Source organism: Paenibacillus sp. J22R232 (assembly GCF_056269165.1).
This window is the reverse complement of the sequence record NZ_JBWDNK010000016.1, coordinates 45567-63852: the sequence shown is the minus strand read 5'-3', so window position 1 is coordinate 63852 and position 18286 is coordinate 45567. Positions and strand designations below refer to the sequence as shown.

Annotated in this window: 16 protein-coding genes; 12 read left to right on the top strand and 4 right to left on the bottom strand. The window is 49.0% G+C overall.

Annotated features, from left to right (window positions below; all coding sequences use genetic code 11):
• Nucleotides 1-78: 78 nt before the first annotated feature.
• From AC0YN3_RS28190 to AC0YN3_RS28175, 4 genes are all read left to right on the top strand, one after another.
• A complete protein-coding gene (locus AC0YN3_RS28190) occupies nucleotides 79-1029 on the top strand; it encodes an ABC transporter substrate-binding protein (RefSeq protein ID WP_475778231.1) in 951 nt (316 codons plus the stop codon).
• Between the two features lie 98 nt (nucleotides 1030-1127).
• Entirely contained in the window at nucleotides 1128-2816 is a 1689-nt protein-coding gene (locus tag AC0YN3_RS28185; protein ID WP_475778230.1) for a helix-turn-helix domain-containing protein, read from the top strand.
• A 148-nt stretch (nucleotides 2817-2964) separates the two neighbouring features.
• A complete protein-coding gene (locus AC0YN3_RS28180) occupies nucleotides 2965-3393 on the top strand; it encodes a VOC family protein (RefSeq protein WP_475778229.1) in 429 nt (142 codons plus the stop codon).
• 19 nt (nucleotides 3394-3412) lie between these two features.
• Nucleotides 3413-4042 carry a TetR/AcrR family transcriptional regulator gene (locus AC0YN3_RS28175; protein WP_475778228.1) on the top strand — a complete coding sequence of 210 codons (630 nt, stop codon included), beginning with the start codon at nucleotides 3413-3415 and terminating at the stop codon, nucleotides 4040-4042.
• Between the two features lie 99 nt (nucleotides 4043-4141).
• Here the strand turns inward: AC0YN3_RS28175 and AC0YN3_RS28170 are convergent, their stop codons facing one another.
• Nucleotides 4142-4723 (bottom strand): NAD(P)H-dependent oxidoreductase, encoded by a 582-nt coding sequence (locus tag AC0YN3_RS28170; protein WP_475778227.1) that lies wholly within the window; start codon nucleotides 4721-4723, stop codon nucleotides 4142-4144.
• 173 nt (nucleotides 4724-4896) lie between these two features.
• On the opposite strand from AC0YN3_RS28170, the gene AC0YN3_RS28165 reads away from it, so the two are divergent.
• Entirely contained in the window at nucleotides 4897-5922 is a 1026-nt protein-coding gene (locus AC0YN3_RS28165; protein ID WP_475778226.1) for an AraC family transcriptional regulator, read from the top strand.
• A gap of 17 nt (nucleotides 5923-5939) precedes the next feature.
• Nucleotides 5940-6548, top strand: coding sequence for an adenylyl-sulfate kinase (cysC, locus tag AC0YN3_RS28160; protein WP_475778225.1), 609 nt, complete (start codon nucleotides 5940-5942; stop codon nucleotides 6546-6548).
• A gap of 233 nt (nucleotides 6549-6781) precedes the next feature.
• On the opposite strand, the gene AC0YN3_RS28155 is transcribed toward cysC, so the two are convergent.
• The gene (locus AC0YN3_RS28155) at nucleotides 6782-7375 is read right to left on the bottom strand and encodes a TetR/AcrR family transcriptional regulator (protein WP_475778224.1); all 594 of its coding nucleotides are present in this window, start codon (nucleotides 7373-7375) and stop codon (nucleotides 6782-6784) included.
• A gap of 218 nt (nucleotides 7376-7593) precedes the next feature.
• Here AC0YN3_RS28155 and AC0YN3_RS28150 point away from each other — a divergent pair, with 218 nt between their 5' ends.
• The 4 genes from AC0YN3_RS28150 (at nucleotide 7594) to AC0YN3_RS28135 (ending at nucleotide 12669) form a co-directional block, all read left to right on the top strand.
• Nucleotides 7594-8775 carry an MFS transporter gene (locus AC0YN3_RS28150; RefSeq protein WP_475778284.1) on the top strand — a complete coding sequence of 394 codons (1182 nt, stop codon included), beginning with the start codon at nucleotides 7594-7596 and terminating at the stop codon, nucleotides 8773-8775.
• Nucleotides 8776-9080: 305 nt separating this feature from the next.
• Nucleotides 9081-9974, top strand: coding sequence for a family 43 glycosylhydrolase (locus AC0YN3_RS28145; RefSeq protein WP_475778223.1), 894 nt, complete (start codon nucleotides 9081-9083; stop codon nucleotides 9972-9974).
• 157 nt (nucleotides 9975-10131) lie between these two features.
• Nucleotides 10132-10605 (top strand): VOC family protein, encoded by a 474-nt coding sequence (locus tag AC0YN3_RS28140; protein ID WP_475778222.1) that lies wholly within the window; start codon nucleotides 10132-10134, stop codon nucleotides 10603-10605.
• A 225-nt stretch (nucleotides 10606-10830) separates the two neighbouring features.
• Nucleotides 10831-12669, top strand: coding sequence for a UbiD family decarboxylase (locus AC0YN3_RS28135; RefSeq protein ID WP_475778221.1), 1839 nt, complete (start codon nucleotides 10831-10833; stop codon nucleotides 12667-12669).
• Nucleotides 12670-13282: 613 nt separating this feature from the next.
• On the opposite strand, the gene AC0YN3_RS28130 is transcribed toward AC0YN3_RS28135, so the two are convergent.
• Both AC0YN3_RS28130 and AC0YN3_RS28125 read right to left on the bottom strand, forming a co-directional pair.
• Nucleotides 13283-14632 (bottom strand): lytic polysaccharide monooxygenase, encoded by a 1350-nt coding sequence (locus tag AC0YN3_RS28130; RefSeq protein WP_475778220.1) that lies wholly within the window; start codon nucleotides 14630-14632, stop codon nucleotides 13283-13285.
• Nucleotides 14633-15109: 477 nt separating this feature from the next.
• A complete protein-coding gene (locus AC0YN3_RS28125; RefSeq protein ID WP_475778219.1) occupies nucleotides 15110-15952 on the bottom strand; it encodes a helix-turn-helix domain-containing protein in 843 nt (280 codons plus the stop codon).
• 128 nt (nucleotides 15953-16080) lie between these two features.
• Here AC0YN3_RS28125 and AC0YN3_RS28120 point away from each other — a divergent pair, with 128 nt between their 5' ends.
• Complete coding sequence (locus AC0YN3_RS28120; protein ID WP_475778218.1) at nucleotides 16081-17172, top strand: FG-GAP repeat domain-containing protein; 1092 nt, start codon at nucleotides 16081-16083, stop codon at nucleotides 17170-17172.
• Between the two features lies 1 nt (nucleotide 17173).
• Nucleotides 17174-18232 (top strand): Gfo/Idh/MocA family protein, encoded by a 1059-nt coding sequence (locus AC0YN3_RS28115; protein WP_475778217.1) that lies wholly within the window; start codon nucleotides 17174-17176, stop codon nucleotides 18230-18232.
• Nucleotides 18233-18286: the final 54 nt, after the last annotated feature.

Sequence of the window (18286 nt, the reverse complement as noted above, 5' to 3'; positions counted from 1 at the left end):
TTTTATCCATTGTGTTGATTGTTTGCTTCGATTATATTGATAATTGTTCTCAATACAATCGATGAAGGGGTTTGACCAATGTACAAAAAACACGCTAGGCTTTTACTTCTATGCTTCTTGTTATTATCCGTTAGCGCCTTGGCTGCTTGCGGTTCAAAGGCTAACAACGAACCGGCGGCATCGAATGCGGAACAGCCTACCACTCGCGTATATAAAGATTTCAGCGGTCATGAAGTGACGATACCGACTAATCCTCAAAAAATCGTCATGCTCGGCGATATTCCGGGCGATCTTCTTGCGCTTGGCATTAAGCCGGCGGGCAACGATTGGCTAGGGGAGCCTTATGTTTATAAAAGTGAACTGGAAGGCGTAGTCGATATCGGTTACCCGCATAACATGGAGAAGATTATTGAGCTTGCACCGGATCTAATCCTTCAAGCGGGATACGGCGGGGATGACGAGGAGAAGATTTACCAGGATATGTCCAAAATTGCGCCAACGGTCGTATTCAACCGAGATGCAGTCACGTATGACCGGATTCGCGAAGTGGCAGACATCGTCGGCAAGAAGCAAGTGGCGGAAGATTGGATTACGAGCTATGAGAGCAAGGCGAAAGCGACATGGGACAAAATCGGCCTGAAGCCAGGTGAAACCGCGACTGTTTATCTAAGTCTGGCAGGCGATTTCTATGTCATGGGCCATTTCAGCCTGACGATGTCTTTGTATCAGCCGCAGGGCTTTAGCGCGAGCGAAAAGGTACAGGCGCTAATTGACAAGGCTGAGCCATTCTCGCTAATATCCAGAGAGGTTCTGCCGGATTTTGCCGGTGATCATGTGTTTCTGCTAAGTGCGCCAGGCACGGAAGACGAGAAAGCGGCGAAGGCGCTGATCGAGAGCCCGCTATGGGAATCCATACCCGCCGTCAAGAATAATCACGCTTATCTAGCCAGCATTTCTTGGAACGCCAGTGACCCGATAACGATGGAACGCTTCTTGGATGAACTGCCAAAAATAATGGGCATAGAATAAAGAGGAATGGGCAAGCGATATTTCAACGAAACAGTTGAATCGCTTGCCTTTTTTGTATACAATATTGATAATAATTCTCAATTAGAGGCAGGCATCATATGCAGCGTAATTCATCGAATTCAGCTTTATCGCTCATGTTCTCGCTTGCGGATTATCGGCTCCTGCAATGCGATAAACATCAACAGTTAACAATCAGTTGCGACAGGCATACGATTATTGCTTTTTCTTCGGGAGATGGCCTGTATCAGATTGCGGATACCAAATGGAGCTTCAAAGCGGGTACATGCCTTCTGCTTCCTCCGGGGAGCGAGATGGAGTGGCATGCAGGCGAATTTGGGATTGAAGGTTATGTGGTTTCCTTTGATGCATTCAGCTGGGGTGACCGTACGCCATTGCCGATTGTTGATAAGCAGTGGCCTTACTATCGGCCGCTCATTGGTTCGCCGGCATCCCGGCTTCTCGAGCCGATTAAACAGCTTCGCCCTCTACCGGCGCAAGCAACCCAGTCTGCGAGAATGCGGCAGCTTATTTGGCTGCAAGAAATGATTTGTCTGCTTCTGGAATCGAATGAGCAAGCGATTAAGCTATCGTCTGCTGAAGAGTCGGACAGGCTTCGGTTAACCGTGGGCTATTTGAACGAACATTTCTTAGAGCAAGTTACCGTCGACCAGCTCGCCCAAATGGCGGACATGGGACGTGCGAAATACAGTATGGCGTTTCAGTTGGCGATGGGAAAAAAACCGCTGGAATACTTGAATGATTTGCGGATCGAGAAGGCGAAGCAGCTGCTAGAGGCCAGTGAGCAGCCGCTTCGCGAGATCGCAAGGCAGGTTGGGTTTAACGACGAATATTATTTCAATAGGCGTTTCACCAAAAGGATCGGAATTCCGCCCGGCTTATACGCAAAGCTAAGCAGAACGCCAGCCGTCGATATCGGTGCTGTTCCGTCTGCGGTGCTTCCTTCCGCCAGGTCGAAACGGATCGTTGTGACCGGCTATACGCTGGGGGAGCTGCTGACGCTAGGAATTAAGCCTGTCGGCGCAGAGCTTACGGTTATTGGCAGACAAGTTGTATTCGGCGATCTTCTGCATGGCGTAGCCGATGTTGGGTTGTTGGGGGACCCTGCCATCATAGAGGAGCTTCGTCCCGATTTAATCATATTAGGCAGCAAGCTGCATCGCCATCATGAGAAGCTTGGCTTAATCGCTCCAACTGCCATCCTTGACAGCTATCAGCAGACCAATGCTAGGCTATTTGCAGTCGCGGAATTGCTAGGAATGAACGATAAGGCGTTGGCGTGGATCGAAGGTTATGAGAGACGATGGCAGTCGATGTGGGCGAATAAAGCTTCGGAAATACGGCCTGGAGAAACGGCTTCCGTCGTTCTGCTGCATATGGGAAAGCTTTATGTGATGGGAATGTCGGGCTTCGCGGCAAGCTTGTATCATCCGCAGGGTTTTAAGGCATCGACTGCTGCATCGGGCATACATGCCTGCGGCGACAGTTTCCGGAAGATCGAGGTGGACAACCTTGCGGAATTAGAAGGCGATCGGTTATTTCTGCTTTCGGATCCCCGGGAGATCAATAACAAACATATGCTTTGGTTAATGGATCATCCGAAATGGCAGTCGCTCGAAGCGGTTCGGAAGGGTCGGTTTCATATAGCTGACAGCTCTTGGAATTTCGATGATCCGGTTACGCGGGACCGGCTGCTGTCTGCCATGCCGAGCATTTTGCGCGCTCGTTCCGAAGACGGCGACAACGCCTCGAGCCCTTTGTTCGGCTAATAGGAATAGTAAGGATAACGTAAAACCAAGCTTCGACATGTTGAAGCTTGGTTTTTTGTGCAGCTTTGATTTTTGATATTTACATACGTACAGTATGTATGTTAAATTAGGATGAGAATATTATCTTTTTATAGAGGAGAATGAGAGTATGAGAATACACGGTTTCTATCCAGTTGTTTTGACTAAAAACGTAGCCCAAAGTACTGAGTTTTATCAGAAGCATTTTGAATTCCAATCTGTTTATGAATCGAATTGGTACGTTAGCCTTCGCAGTGGAAACGGTCATGAGCTGGCTTTGCTTTCGGCAGACCATCCTACGATTCCGGAGTCGTATCGCAAGAAAGCTGAGGGATTGATTCTGAATATGGAAGTTGATAATGTAGATAAAGAATATGAGCGCCTAATAACCGATGCGAAGCTATCGCTCATACAGGATATAACGGATGAAGATTTCGGGCAGCGTCACTTCATATTGTCCGATCCCGGTGGCGTGTTAATCGACGTGATAACAATGATTCCTCCTTCGGTCGAAGAGAGCTCCCATTACTTGGACGCAGTCTGGAAGAAAGAGGATTAGGTCTAGGAGCTGCTTCGGAATGCAGCAGAGGAAGTCTGAAGGAGACAGAGGCAGCGAAATGAAAAGAAATAAGCAGGATACGGCGATTACGATAAACAAGATTAAGCAGATTGCTCGTGAGCATTTCACCGATCATGGATATGCAGAATGCTCATTGGAAGAAATTTCAAGAAGCGCAGAAGTTACCCGTGGAGCGTTGTACCATCATTTCAATAATAAAAAAGGCTTGTTTCAAGCTGTGCTTGCATCCGTTCAGGAAGAAGTTGCGCAGCGTATCGAAGAGGAAGCCTCTCAAAGCGGGAATATGTTCGAGCAGCTGTACCTTGGCTGCCGTGCCTTCGTCACGTCAGCTACTGAGCCGTCTAATAGGCGAATCATGCTGATCGATGGGCCGGCCGTGCTTGGATGGGAGGAATGGCGAGAGCTGGACGCCAAGCAATCCATGAGACTCTTGCGCGGCCAGCTGGAACTGATGCAGCAGCAAGGCTCACTTAAAAGCATCCGGCTTGATGCAGCAACGCATTTGCTGTCAGGGGCATTAAATGAAGCAGCGCTCTGGCTCGCCCAGAAAACGGACGCGGAAGAAGCGGATTCGGCTTTGGATGATTGTTTGTATACGCTTAGACGGCTGCTAGACGGCTTGCGTTAATGGTATCGTAATTATTTTCCGTTAAATGAGAAATAAAGCAATAGAAATAGAAGGCTGCCTTTATAGACAAAGGCAGCCTTCCTTGCGCTAAATAAGCGGTTAACATCGTCTTGAACCGAGGGCCTTCACTTTTTTCAGCCATTTTTCCCGGAGCTCCGCGGTTGAAGGTTTGACGGGTCCGAGCTCGGTAATGCGAACAGGGGTAATGCCGCAGAATTGTAGAATGTTTCGCTTCATTACGTTAAGGCCGGCACGTCTGTAGATGAGCCTGTTGTACCAGGAGGGTGTATCGGAGGTGACGATAAGATGCGCGGATTTCCCGGTTAGCAGCTTATCCCATAGGCTGGAATTCTCGCGGTATTTGAAGGCGAAGCCAGGCAAGAAAACCCGGTCGATAAAGCCTTTTAGAATCGCGGGCATTGCGCCCCACCAGATGGGGTATACGAATACGATATGGTCGGACCAGCTAATGAGCTTCTGTGCTTCCAATAAGTCCGGCTCAAGCTCCGTTCTTTGACGGTACCCGTATTTCAAGTTCAACTCAAATTCAAGCTTGCCGAGGTCAATCCTGCGTACCTCGGCGCCGCTCCCCTGAGCGCCTCCGGAATAAGCCTCGGCAAGTGCCGAGCTGAAGCTTTGAGGATCAGGATGTCCGTTAATGATAAGAATTTTCGATTTCATATTTATTTCTCCTTTGTGTTTAGGCTATATATCGGGATGAACGCTGTCCATTATGCTTGTTTTCGATATAATATAGTGGTGCAACCCTACAATTAGCATAAAGCGATTATGCCAATAAATGAATGATCAACAGCGCAGAAATGGTGATGATTCGCGCAAAGGAGGAAAAAAGCTTGAAGAGCCACGGAGTCGCCATCTCAATGGTGTATCCAATCATGAAATCTATAGTCCACAAGGGATTCGAGACGGAGCGCTATTGCAGCTATGCTTCATTCGATGCAAGATTGCTGCAGGACGTGGAAGGGCGAATTGCGGGTGAGGAATTGGAGCGCTTAATGATTGCGGCAGCCGATTTCACGCAGGACGATTATTTTGGACTGCATCAAGGCGCTATGGCTGAATTCGTAGATTTGGGTATTCTAGGTTACGTTATGATGCATTCCGATACGATCGCCGATTCACTGGCTGCATATCAGAGATACAATGTCATTCTTTGCAGCGGTTTCAATCTGAGCTGGGAAGTTATAGGGGATGAAGTGGCTATAAGGTTGTATTTGGAGCATCCGGGAAAGATGTCTCGCCATTGCGTAGAGGATATGGCTAGCTCGCTTTACCGATTAATAGGAAGGCTGAGCAATCGGCGTATTCCGGTCTATGGCATTGCATTCGAGCACGACGCCCCGCCGGATACGGCACCGTATCTTCCCGTATTCGGAATGGTGCCCCAGTTCGGTTCGACGAGCAATGTGATTCGAATGGGGAAGGAAATACTCGATTATTCCGTTTTGTATTCCGATGCAAGATTAAGAAGCGTATTTGAGGCTATTGCGGAAGAAACACGGATCGAGCTGACCGAGGAAAGCGTGTTATCCGAGCAAATTGTGCAGTGGCTAAGGAAATCAATGCCTGCCTTTTTTCCTTCGCTGCGGCAGACTGCCGAATCGTTCGGGACGAGTACACGGACTCTTCAGTCGAAACTAAAGGATGAAAAAACGACCTTCAACGATTTATCCACTCTCGTTCGCAAAGAAATGGCGATGGGTTACCTGAAGAAACGCGAATATTCCGTTGGTGAAATTGCTTATGCCTTGCATTTCTCGGAGCCGAGCGCCTTCCAAAACGCGTTCAAGAAATGGACGGGGTTGACTCCAAGTCAATACCGTACTGCTATGGGCCAAGAGCAAACGAGCAAGAAGTAAGGAAGGAGCCGGATGGCTTGACGAATACAGGGAAGAGAAACGTAACTTGGCAGCAAGGCACGGTCAACCTAGACAATCATGCGTCTTTAAAAGGACATCGCGGCGGTGTTATTTGGCTTACGGGATTATCCGGGTCAGGGAAGTCTACGCTGGCAAGCGAGCTGGAGAAACGACTATTCAGGCATCATATACATACGTTTATACTGGACGGTGACAATCTGCGGCATGGACTAAACAGTGATCTTGGCTTTAGCCGGACAGACCGCAAGGAGAACGTCCGCAGGCTCGGCGAGGTGGCAAAACTGTTTGTTGATGCAGGCTTGGTCGTAATCGTAGCCGCGATTTCCCCGTTTCGGGTCGATCGGGAGCAAGCACGTACATTACTGCCAACGGACCGATTTTTTGAAGTTTTTCTTTCTTGCCCGTTGAAGGTTTGTGAGCAACGAGACCCGAAGGGACTATACAAAAAGGCAAGGGCAGCCGAAATAACGGATTTTACCGGTGTTTCGTCCCCTTACGAGGAACCGATCGACCCGGAGGTTATCGTAAAGACGGATGAGCTGAGCATCGATGAAACGGTCGAAACGATCTGGAGGAAAGCGGTGTTAAGGGGATTCGTAACATAAGGATAGGTCAGGCGATTTGGCGGGAATGGAACGTATTTCGCCGAAAAGCGCAGCAGCGGGGGGCCGATTCCCCTGCTTTAACTAAGCATCAGACCGTTTTTAGAAGTTGCTAAGCAAGTCAAGCGGCTTCTAAAGAAGCGGTCTTTTTTGTGTTCGGCAAGGGAACGCTTATCCATATGATGAGTTAGGAAGCGAGAAAGAAAGCCTTAATGAGGCCGCGGCATTATTAGCAATCAGCCTGTGCGCTCATGCAGCAGCGTAAGCGTAACCGTAATGGCATTGCTGATAAAGGAAGGCTCGGGGCGTGATTTCAGCAGCACGGTTAGCCCGATTAAGGCGATAAGCAGCGATTGCGCGACAGCCTGCGCGTTCAGCGTCTCGCTTAATTCCCCCGAGCGAATCCCGCGTTTAATCGTTTCTTCGAAGAGTGCGGCCAAATAGTTCTGATGCTCTCTAGTCAATATTTCAAACTTGGGATGATGGGGAGCAAGCTCGACCATCGTATTGATACAGAAGCAGCCACGCCGTCGTTCCATGCCGGATTCCTGCGCGACTACCTGTTCAAAATATCCGCGAAACGCTTCCTTTACGGAAGCGCTTCTGCCCAGCTGGGCCCGTGCAGCAGAAGCATGCATTTGCGTGTATTTGCGAAGAGCAGTCTCGAACAGCTCTTCTTTATTTCCGAATGCGGAATAAATGCTTGGCTTCTGGATGCCCATTGCTGCCGTTAAATCGTTTAATGAGGCGGCTTCGTACCCCTTCTCCCAGAACAAATGCATCGCGGCGTCGAGTACTTTATGCTCGTCGAATTCACGGATTCTCACCATAAGCTCACCTTCTTTTCATAACGATCAGTTAATAATGATTTTATGTGAATAGCTTATGATTTGTCAAACTGTTGACTAAATAATAACTAAAACGTATATTAATCAATATCATAACATACCGTTCGGTAAGTAATGAAAAACGATTAGGTTTTAGGGGAGTGTGGAGATTGGAATTTTCAAGTCAAAAGCAAAGCGAGCTTGATGTGCCGCCATCTGGCATGCGGGCGGCTGCGCTGCCGCGCATGCTGACATTTATGTTTGCATTCGCCGCCGGTCTTGCCGTATCGACGATCTATTTCGCGCAGCCATTGCTGGAAACGATGGCGAAGGAATTCGGCATCCCTCATTCTTCAATCGGGATAGTCATAACGGTGACTCAGGCATGCTACGCATTGGGACTGCTTTTACTCGTGCCTCTTGGCGATATGCTGGAACGGCGTTCATTGGTAATCGGCTTGCTGCTGTTGTCCGTCCTTGGATTATTGACGGCAGCGTTTGCCCATCACCTTATGGTCCTGCTGGCTGGGGTGGCAGTCATTGGCTTGTTTGCGGTAGTCGTTCAAGTAATTGTTGCATTCGCAGCTGCCCTTGCTGCTCCAGCCGAGCGTGGAAGAGTACTTGGCATGGTTACGAGCGGCATCGTCATGGGCATTTTGTTAGCAAGAACCTTTGCTGGCGTGTTAACCGATCTCGCGGGCTGGCGGTCTGTTTATTTGGTATCTGCGGGACTGATGCTAACGGTTGCGATCGTCATGCACCGAATGCTTCCGAGGCATCGCGAATACGCAGCCATGCCATTGTCCTATTCGAAGCTGTTGCAATCGATGTACCGTTTATTCATGGAGGAGCGAGTGCTCCGAATTCGCGCAGCACTGGCGTTTCTCTTATTTACCGCGTTTAGTATTTTGTGGTCAGCGCTTGTTCTTCCGCTTAGCGCTCCGCCTCATTCTTTGTCGCATAGCGCGATAGGAGCGTTTGGCCTTGCCGGCGTTGCCGGCGCGCTTGCAGCTGCGCGGGCAGGCCGCTGGGCCGATAAAGGGTACGGACAGCGAACAACGGGAATAGCGCTTGCCGTTTTAGCAGCATCATGGCTGCCGATCGGGCTAACCGGCCATTCCATATTTTTTTTAATTATCGGTGTTGTTGCATTGGACTTTGCGGTACAAGCGGTGCATGTGACGAGTCAAAGCATGCTTATGAATATTCGCCCGGAATCGCGCAGCCGGCTGACCGCAGCATATATGATTTTCTATTCACTCGGCAGCGCGGCTGGCTCCATATCCGCAACGGCGATTTACGCGCAATGGGGATGGATGGCGGTTTGCATTCTGGGCGCAGCCGTTAGCGCAGCGGCTTTGCTTTTCTGGGCTTGCACGAAGCAGTCTGAGTCTGACGGGTAATCGCATAAGCTGTTTTGCGCGCTGTTGAATGCCTCTCCGATTCTTATCTATGAATTAGGAATATTTAAAGTAAACGCTTACTGAAAAACAAGGAAAGAACGGCTATAATAGATCTATCAATCTATCAATCTATCAATCTATCAATCTATCAATCAATCTATCTAACTATCAATCTTCAATCTTCATTCTTCCAATCTTTCAATCTATCTATCAATGAATTAATCAATGAATCAATGAATCAATCAGCGAGTTAAACGAAATAGCAGGCTGATCATCGGAGCATCGGCCAACAAGGAGCGACGCTAATGGAAACGAAACGCAAGCTGGTTCCGGTACAGGAAGAGCCTTGGCAACTGCTCTTTCAGCCGCAAAAGACGGGAAACTATGTGAATGATCATAGCTTGGTAGCGGCAGCAGACGGCAGCTGGCATCTGTTTGGCATAACGAGCTTATCAGAAGGAATTAATCCTGAGCATGAGCGCTATTTCGTGCACGGGTGGGGGAGCAAACTGCTGGGCGGCCTTACGCATGAGGCCAAAACGATGGATCATGGGACGAGGGCATGGGCGCCGGGCGTAATCGGCCATGGAGGCCGATATTTCATGCTGTACGGGCCATCCCCGACGAAGCTTGCGGTATCAAGCGACCTTCAGCACTGGATGAACCATGAGCCGGAGCTGGTCGGAGAACCGCTCGAAGCCTGTCATCGCGACCACATGGTGATGCAGCTAAATGAAGAAACGTGGCTCATGTACGCAGTTGGGGTAAAAGATGGCCGAGGCTGCGTATCGGTCTTCGTCTCCAACAATATGATTCAATGGCGTTTCGTTCAATACGCGCTCTTAACGGAACAGACCGCTCCATTGCGCCCTGCTTGGGGGGCCGTGGAGTCTCCATTTGTGCTCAAGCATGAGGGTTATTATTATTTGTTCATTACCTATACGGATTGCAGCAAGGATAATTACAATGATACGGTTGTGTTCCGGTCATCCAATCCTTATGATTTCGGCACCTATGACGGAGCGGGCGGCGGATCGATGATGATTACCCAATTGTTTGGGCACGGTTCCGAGGTGCTTCTGAATCCGGACGACGGCCAATGGTATATGACAACCTGCGGCTGGCGAGGAATGGGTACGCCCCATGAAGGAGCGGTATCAATAGCCCGTCTTGCTTGGAGGGTGGAAGGCTGTCCGTGATTATGCAGCATGGAATGGATATGGCAAGTGAATTAGTCATTGTGGCATTCAACTAAATAGAAGTGGAACTGAAGTTCCTTGAAAAGCTGGCATCGGACTGGAATATGGAAAAAATGGAAATGATTCAACTTAAATAGAAATAGAGGAGCTGCGCGGTATGCAAAAGATTACACCGTTCCTATGGTTCAATGACCAAGCGGAAGAGGCCATACATTACTATCTGTCTATTTTCAAAAACGGGCGAATAATTAATGTGTCTCGTTATGGCGAGGCTGGCCCTGGACCTAGCGGCTCCATGATGTCGGGTACGTTCGAGCTTGAAGGCCAGACGTTCATGGCATTGAATGGCGGACCGCACTTTCCGTTCACGCCAGCGATTTCTTTATTTGTGAATGCTGAGACCCAACAGGAGGTAGATGTGCTCTGGGATAAGCTCTCCGATGGGGGTACAAAAGAGAAGTGCGGATGGCTGAGGGATAAATACGGTTTGTCATGGCAAATCATCCCGGCAGCGATGGGCAAGCTGCTTCAGGACAAGGATCCTGTCAAGGCGGGTAGGGTCATGCAGGCTATGCTGCAAATGCAGAAGATCGATTTAGACGTTTTAATGGCGGCTTACGAGGCAGATTAAAAGCATGCGAGTCAAATAGCAGCCGATGAGGCTGCTTTTTGCTTGTTGAGCAATCTTCCGGCTTTGTGTACGAATTGTCACGGCGGATACGCTTAATTATAGAGCTTTATGGCCGTTTGATTGGTAGCAAGCTCTTTTTATATTATAATACCTAGTAAGACGCTTCAGATTCAAATGGCTATGTCACGGTAATCATCATATTTATTTATAGATTGGAGCATTAAAATGATCTATCGCAATTTAGAGGAATGTGTCATCGACTTGGAGAAAAATGGGCACTTGATCCGGATTCATGAAGAGGTCGATCCTCATTTGGAGATGGCTGCCATTCATATGAAAGTGTTTGAAGCCGGCGGGCCTGCTTTATTATACGAGAAAGTAAAGGGCTCAAAGTTCCGGGCGATATCGAATTTGTTCGGTACGGTAGAGAGAAGCAAGTTCATCTTCCGGGACACGTGGGAATCGGTGCAGGACGTCATTGCCCTTCGGAATGATCCGATGAAGGCAATGAAGAACCCGTTAAAGCATGTAGGCGCGGGATGGGCTGCCAAAAATGCGCTTCCGTTGAAAAAGTCCGGCGGCCTGCCTGCTGCCATGCACGAAATCACCATTGCCGATCTGCCATTAATCAAGCATTGGCAGGGAGACGGCGGCGCGTTTGTGACGCTGCCGCAGGTATATTCAGAGGATCCGGACCAGCCGGGCATTATGAATTCGAATTTGGGAATGTACCGCATTCAGCTTGATGGGAACGATTACGTGCTGAATAAGGAGGTTGGCGTTCACTACCAGATCCATCGGGGCATCGGGATACACCAAGATAAAGCGAATAGGCAAGGGGCGCCGCTTAAGGTTAGTATTTTCATTGGCGGTCCTCCTGCGCATACGCTGTCTGCGGTTATGCCATTGCCTGAAGGGATGAGCGAGCTCACCTTTGCGGGATTGCTGTCTGGCCGCCGCTTTCGCTACAGCTACATCGATGGTTTCTGCGTAAGCCATGATGCCGACTTCGTCATCACAGGTGAAATTCACCCTGGAGAAACGAAGCCGGAGGGACCTTTTGGCGATCATTTGGGATATTACAGCCTTACCCATCCATTCCCTGTTATGCGGGTACATAAAGTGTATGCCAGGCAAAACGGGATTTACCCGTTTACGGTGGTGGGCCGTCCGCCGCAAGAGGATACCGCGTTTGGCGCGTTGATTCATGAATTGACTGGCAGTGCCATTAAGCAGGAAATTCCAGGCGTAAAAGAGGTACACGCCGTTGACGCCGCGGGCGTACATCCGCTGCTGTTTGCGATAGGCAGCGAGCGCTATACGCCGTACCAGCAGGTAAAGCAGCCCGCAGAAATTCTTACGATTGCCAACCGTATATTAGGAACGGGCCAGCTTAGCCTGGCTAAATTTCTATTCATAGCGGCGGAAGAGAACGAGAAGCTGGACACGCATCATGTCGAGTCTTTCCTCGGTTATATATTGGAGCGAATCGATTTGCGCCGTGATATTCATTTCCAGACGAATACGACGATCGATACCCTGGATTATTCCGGCACGGGCCTCAATACCGGGAGCAAGGTCATATTCGCCGCCGCGGGCGAGCGCAAACGAGAGCTATGCAAAGCCGTGCCCGATGCTTTAATTGATCTGAATGGATACGGAAAAGCTGCTTTGATTATGCCGGGCGTAGCAGCCATTCAAGGCTCAAGCTTTATAAGCTACGAGGAAGCGCTGCATGAGTTGCAAAGCTTATGTGATGCTATTGCGGAGAGAGGCGAGCTGCCTGCTTGCCCGCTGATCATTCTTTGCGATGATAGTGCGTTTATGAGTGAAACGACCAACAATTTTTTATGGGCTGCATTCACGCGAAGCAATCCCTCGCATGATATCTATGGCATCAACAGCTCTTATGCGTACAAGCATTGGGCTTGTGACAATGTCATTATCGATGCGCGCAGTAAACCGCATCAAGCGCCGCCTCTTATTCCCGATCCGACAGTTGAGAAAGGAATGGAGCGCTTGTTTGCGAGCGGAGCAAGCTTGGGCGGGATATTAACAAACTGATGCAGCCAGCAGGCTGCATGCTGTTCATTTAAAAGGGGCTATCCCATAAGTCAGTAGTTTGACGATGTACTATCTATGTTGTTCAGGTTAAACGGCAAACTGCACATTTAACTATTTATCTGGTTGCGATTGCTCAGGGATTCCTTTGAATCAACGAGGAAAGGCTGGAATCCCTTCACCAAAACAACCGCTGTTGCTTCTCCAGCATCATTTATATGCTCCGTTTAATAAAATTTGCTGAAGAAATCAGCAAGAGACCAAAATCAAAAACAAGCGTTGCGGAATAGCCCTTTGCAACGCTTGTTTTATGCGAATTTCTATTTATTTTTGGTTATGCGAGCTGCTTCGTCAGGGAGCGATCCCCTTCTGAGTCAGCCAATTTTATGTATTCTAAGGCCCATTGCAAAAGGGAATAATCCCCTATATCCCTCATAAGCGTACGATTTTATCCCTCTTCTCAGACACATTTCCCCCTGGATTTGGCAGTGAAGCAATTGTATTAGCTGCATGATTTATCTAAAATTTAGGTAACGAAGGGTAAGTCATAGATGCAAAGCAAAGACCGGCATGAAGCAATTAAGCTGCATGCCGGCCATTCTAATGCACAGTCGAGTTACTTCAACAACCATAGAGCAGGAACGTTGGCAGGCTCCCAGGTTGCAATGGCTGTATGGGCTTGACGGCATTCGTATACGGAGCCGTTATAGGTCACGAGCGTGCCGATTGCGTATGTCGTCCCTGCCGACCAAGCAGGAGCCGTAGAACCAGATGCCGTCGTGCCGTTAATGCTGCTAGCTGCCGATTGATTGTTTGCAGCGTCGATTGCATATACGCTGAACGAATAAGTCGTACTGGCAGCAAGGCCGGTAACCGTGTAGGAAGTTGCGGATGCAGGGACGGTAGCGGCCAATGTCGTACCGCGGTAAATTTTATAACCGGTTACCCCGACGTTGTCTGTCGAAGCGTTCCACATCAGCATTAGGCTTGACGATGTCGGAGCGCCCATAACATGCAGACCGCCCGGAGCTGTCGGAGCCTGATTATCAACGCCGCCAGAGGCATTCGTAGTTACCGTGACCGCGTTGCTCGCGCTTGATTCGTTGCCGGCGCCATCCACTGCTTTGACGTTGAAGGTATAAGCGGTATTCGCTGCTAAGCCGGTCGCTTGATAAGCGAGCGTCGTTCCGGAAACCGTAGCAGCAACATTTGCGCCATTATAAATTTTGTAGCCGGTTACGCCTACGTTATCCGTTGATGCGTTCCATGCCAAGGACACGGTTGTAGCTGTTTTGGCAGGGGATGTTAGGGATGAAGGCGCTGTAGGCGCTTGCGTATCTACTGGATTGGTTCCGCTGAAATTGACATCGATGACATTATAGAAGGCGTTAGCCGTGTCAGCTACTTCCCAAACGGCAAGAATGATATGATAACCGCTGCGCTGGGGTACATTGCAGCTGTTGGAGTAGGAGAACGGTGGTTGAGCGCCGCCATAGTTAACGGAACAAAATGGCGTAAGGTCGAAGGAATCGCGTGTCAGCGCGGCGTTCGGATTCCAGTTGGTTTTTGTAATATAGTATTTCCAGCTTGCCGTTGAATGGTTGGCTGTCAGCTTCCAAGTAAATGTATTCTGGCCGGAGGAGAGGTTCACCTTTGCCCAGCGGGTAGCGGATTGCTCATCGAGCTTAGGGAACGCGCCGTTTGCGCTGGCGATCTTGCCGTCAGCAGGACCAGCGGCAGGAAATCCTTTTGGTGCTTCTAGGCTTTGAGGCTCGTAAACGATTGATCCGCAGTCCGTATTTTGACCTGATTTACAAAGGGCTGCGCGGCTTGCAGGTCCTTCGACATATCCATGAGCAGAAGCGAGATTCGAGAATAGCGTTAAGCTAAGCGCTGCAATGAGTGCGATGGCACAGTAAGTAAAAAGTTGTCTAGCCTTCATTTGCTTGAAAGGGATGGTTGTCAATATCATTGCCTCCTTCGAAATGTGGAATTGCCGATTACTGACTGTAGCGACGTAACCAAACGGAAATGATTTTCGATAGCTTAGTAGCTTTGGTTAAAGGGGACATGACTCCTTTCTTCCCAATTTGTATATATAAACTCAAAGAGTTCATACCCGGGTTTGGTTTTAAAGGCAATCGTTTCGGCAGGATAGCGTTCAGGGGAGAGATAGGGAGTTCGTTCAGAATGAGAGCGTCAACGTGAAGGTCTGTGTTCAGTGTATAACATTTCCCGCAGAAATATGAGGGTACTTTGGATTATTTAATCAAATTTGTGATTTATTAGTTCAAAATTATGTATTTATTTTTCATGTAAATGCTTGAAACGAGCGCCACGCTTGAACAGTCAGTAATGTTGGCAGCACAAAAGCTTGCCGAAGCAAGCTCGAATTGGTCTTTTGATTATAGGTCTTTGGAAGTAATCCCCAGCCACCGCATGTTTAAATTGCAGGTGGCGCGGCGCTTTTTCGGTACTCGCCGGGCGATTGGCATACTTCGCGTTTGAACATGTTGTGAAAGGACGTCGCGCTCGAATATCCGACGCGTTCAGCAATCTGCTCAACCGCATCGTCCGTTGTTTGCAGCAAATGCTTGGCCGCGTCCATGCGAAGGCGGATCGTATATTGTATCGGACTCATGCCGGTTGCCTCCTTGAAGAAATGGCTTAAATACGAAGGGCTTGTCCATACCGATCTAGCGATCTCAGCCAGCGAAAGCGGTTTGTTATAATTCTCCGCAATGAACCTCTGGGCAAGTTTAACGGCGTTGTTGCGGTTGCTTTGCTCTTTGGCAGCGGCATGGGGAGCATAATACAAATGTCTGCACAATCGGGCAATTAGAATCGCAAGCTGCTGTTCGGCAATGAGACTAGACTCCGGAGCACCGCTGCTCATTTCCTCATACATCTCGCGAATTAATGTAAGCGCTTCCGATGAGTGGGATGGAATTTGAAATACGGCCGGCTTTTCAGGATCAAGCAAATGGTTATGTGGAAGTCCGGATAGCTGCAGATCGGAGAAGCTCAAGCAGAAAAACTCGATGTCTTCGTTAGGCAAGCTCCATTCCTCATGCCAAATACCTTGCTGGAAGAGAACAAAATGATGTTTTTCCGCTCCATAGCTTTTACCGTCAATTACGTATTTCGCTTGGCCGTCAACAATAAACAACAGTTCGGTCTGATCGGAATGGTGATGCAAGGGGTAATGCATGCCAGGCTGGGCGGAATACGTGAAGTGGGAAATGAATTGTAGCTTAGGCAGCTTCTCCATGATTGATCGATACATGAGAGTTCTCCTTTAGGAAAGCAAGAATGAATAGCTGAAATAGCAAGAAAGAGCATAAAAACCTTTTAGATTATAGGATATAGTAGGGATGTGAAATATGCAATATAAGAAGAGAGGAGATAGTTAGGATGCTAAACTTCCGTAAAAGAAAGCTGTCCGACGAGCGTTTCGAGGCCTGCTCGGTATTTGATGTCAATGGTGATGGCGTATTGGACATCGTGAGCGGGGCGTATTGGTATGAAGGTCCCGACTACGCGAAAAAGCATCGAATCTGCGACATTGCAGAAATAGACGGTTATCACGATGATTTTTGCGATTACCCTATGGATGTTGACGGTGATGGAAGAATGGATATTATTACGGCATCCTTTTGGAGTCTCTCCGTTCGGTGGAGAAGAAATCCGGGCAATACGGAAACGTTATGGGAAACCGTAGAAGCGGGTTCCACGGGACATACGGAAACGCTGCGTTTCTATGACATCGATGGATGCGGAGTTCCAGAAATTTTTCCCAATGCGATCGACGAGCCGCAAGCATTTTTTAAGCTTGTTCGCGATGCCTCGGGCAAGGGCATAGGCCAATTCACGAAAATAGTGATCGGCAGCGAACATGCCGGTCATGGAATGGGCTTTGCCGATATTAACGGAAATGGGAGAATGGATATCGTCCTGCAAAAGGGATGGCTGGAGCAGCCGGAAGATCCTTTTGCCGGACCATGGGTATTCCATCAGGAATTCGATTTAGGTGCTGCCAGCATTCCGATCCTGGGCTATGACGTAAACGGAGACGGGCTTTGCGATCTGATATACGGGGCGGCTCACGATTACGGGTTATTTTGGCTGGAGCAGCAGCTCGGGGCGGATGGAGCTCGCGTATGGAAGAAGCATGCTATCGATTTGGACGGATCACAATTCCACGATATGCAGCTAGCCGACATCGATGGAGATGGACAGCTTGAGCTTGTAACGGGAAAACGTTATCGGGCGCATAACGACGGGGACCCGGGCGCTTTCGATCCAATTGGCCTTTATTACTATAGAATTGAACAGGGGCGCTTTGAAAAGCATGTGATCGACTTTGGGAACGCGGAGGAAGGCGCCTCCGGTGCTGGCATTTATTTCTGGCTGCAGGATCTGACAGGCAATGGGTATTTGGATATTGTCGCGCCAGGAAAAGAGGGGCTTTTTCTGTTTGAGAATCTTGGATGGGAGGCCGGCTGAAATGGATAAGTTGAAGGTGGTTTTTGTTGGTACGGGCGGCATGGGACAGCAGGCACATCTCGCGAATTATGCCGCGCTCGACGAGCTTTGCGAAGTTACGGCGATCGTTGAGCCTCGCCCCATGCTGGCTGCGGCAGTGGCGGCCCGATATAACGTTAAACAGGTCTATCATGATTACGAAGCCTTGCTGGAGAAGGAGAGCTTTGATGCGATTATAGCGCCGCAGCAATACCGAAAGCATAGCATTATCATCCCGGATTTATTGCGAGCAGGCAAGCCGATTCTTACCGAAAAGCCGCTTTGCTTGACGGTAGAAGCAGGCGAAGAGCTTGTACGCATTGGAGAGCAGCAGCAAACGCGGCATATGGTTGGTTACCATAAGCGATCGGATCCGGCAATGGAGTACGCCAAAGCATGCGTTGAGGACTGGAAAAAATCCGGTGATTACGGCAAGCTGCGCTATATCCGTATTTCAATGCCGCCCGGTGACTGGTGGATGGGCGCAGACAAGCCGCTTATGACCGATGAACCTTACCCTGAAGGGGAGTGGGAGCCGTACTCGGCACAATTCTCTGATCAGCAAAACCTCGATTACGACAGATTTGTCAATTATTACATTCATCAGATTAACGCGATTCGGTATGTGCTGGATGAACCCTATCAATTAACGTTCGGGGATCGATCAGGAATTCTATTGGCTGGCGAAAGCGAAAGCGGCGTATGCGTATCCCTTGAAATGGCTGCTTACCATACAAGCATAGAATGGCATGAGACCGTATTCATTGCTTTCGAAAAAGGTTATATCCAAGTCGAGCTGCCTGCCCCTTTAGCAAGGCAGTTGGCAGGAAAGGTGTCGGTCATGACCGATAACGGTCATGGCCAGCCTGTATTAACCCAGCCGATAATGCCTAATGTATCGGCGATGAGAAAGCAAGCAATCAACTTTTTGGCTGCCGTTAAGGGTGCTCCAACGGGCATTTGCACGGCCAAAGAAGCGCTTGAGGATTTGAAGCTTGCAGAGCACTACATTCGACTTATGTCTGCATATTCTGCGCGTTGATCGATATACGGTGCCAATTGGCAAAACCTTATTATTTCGCTATGATGCGGCTCA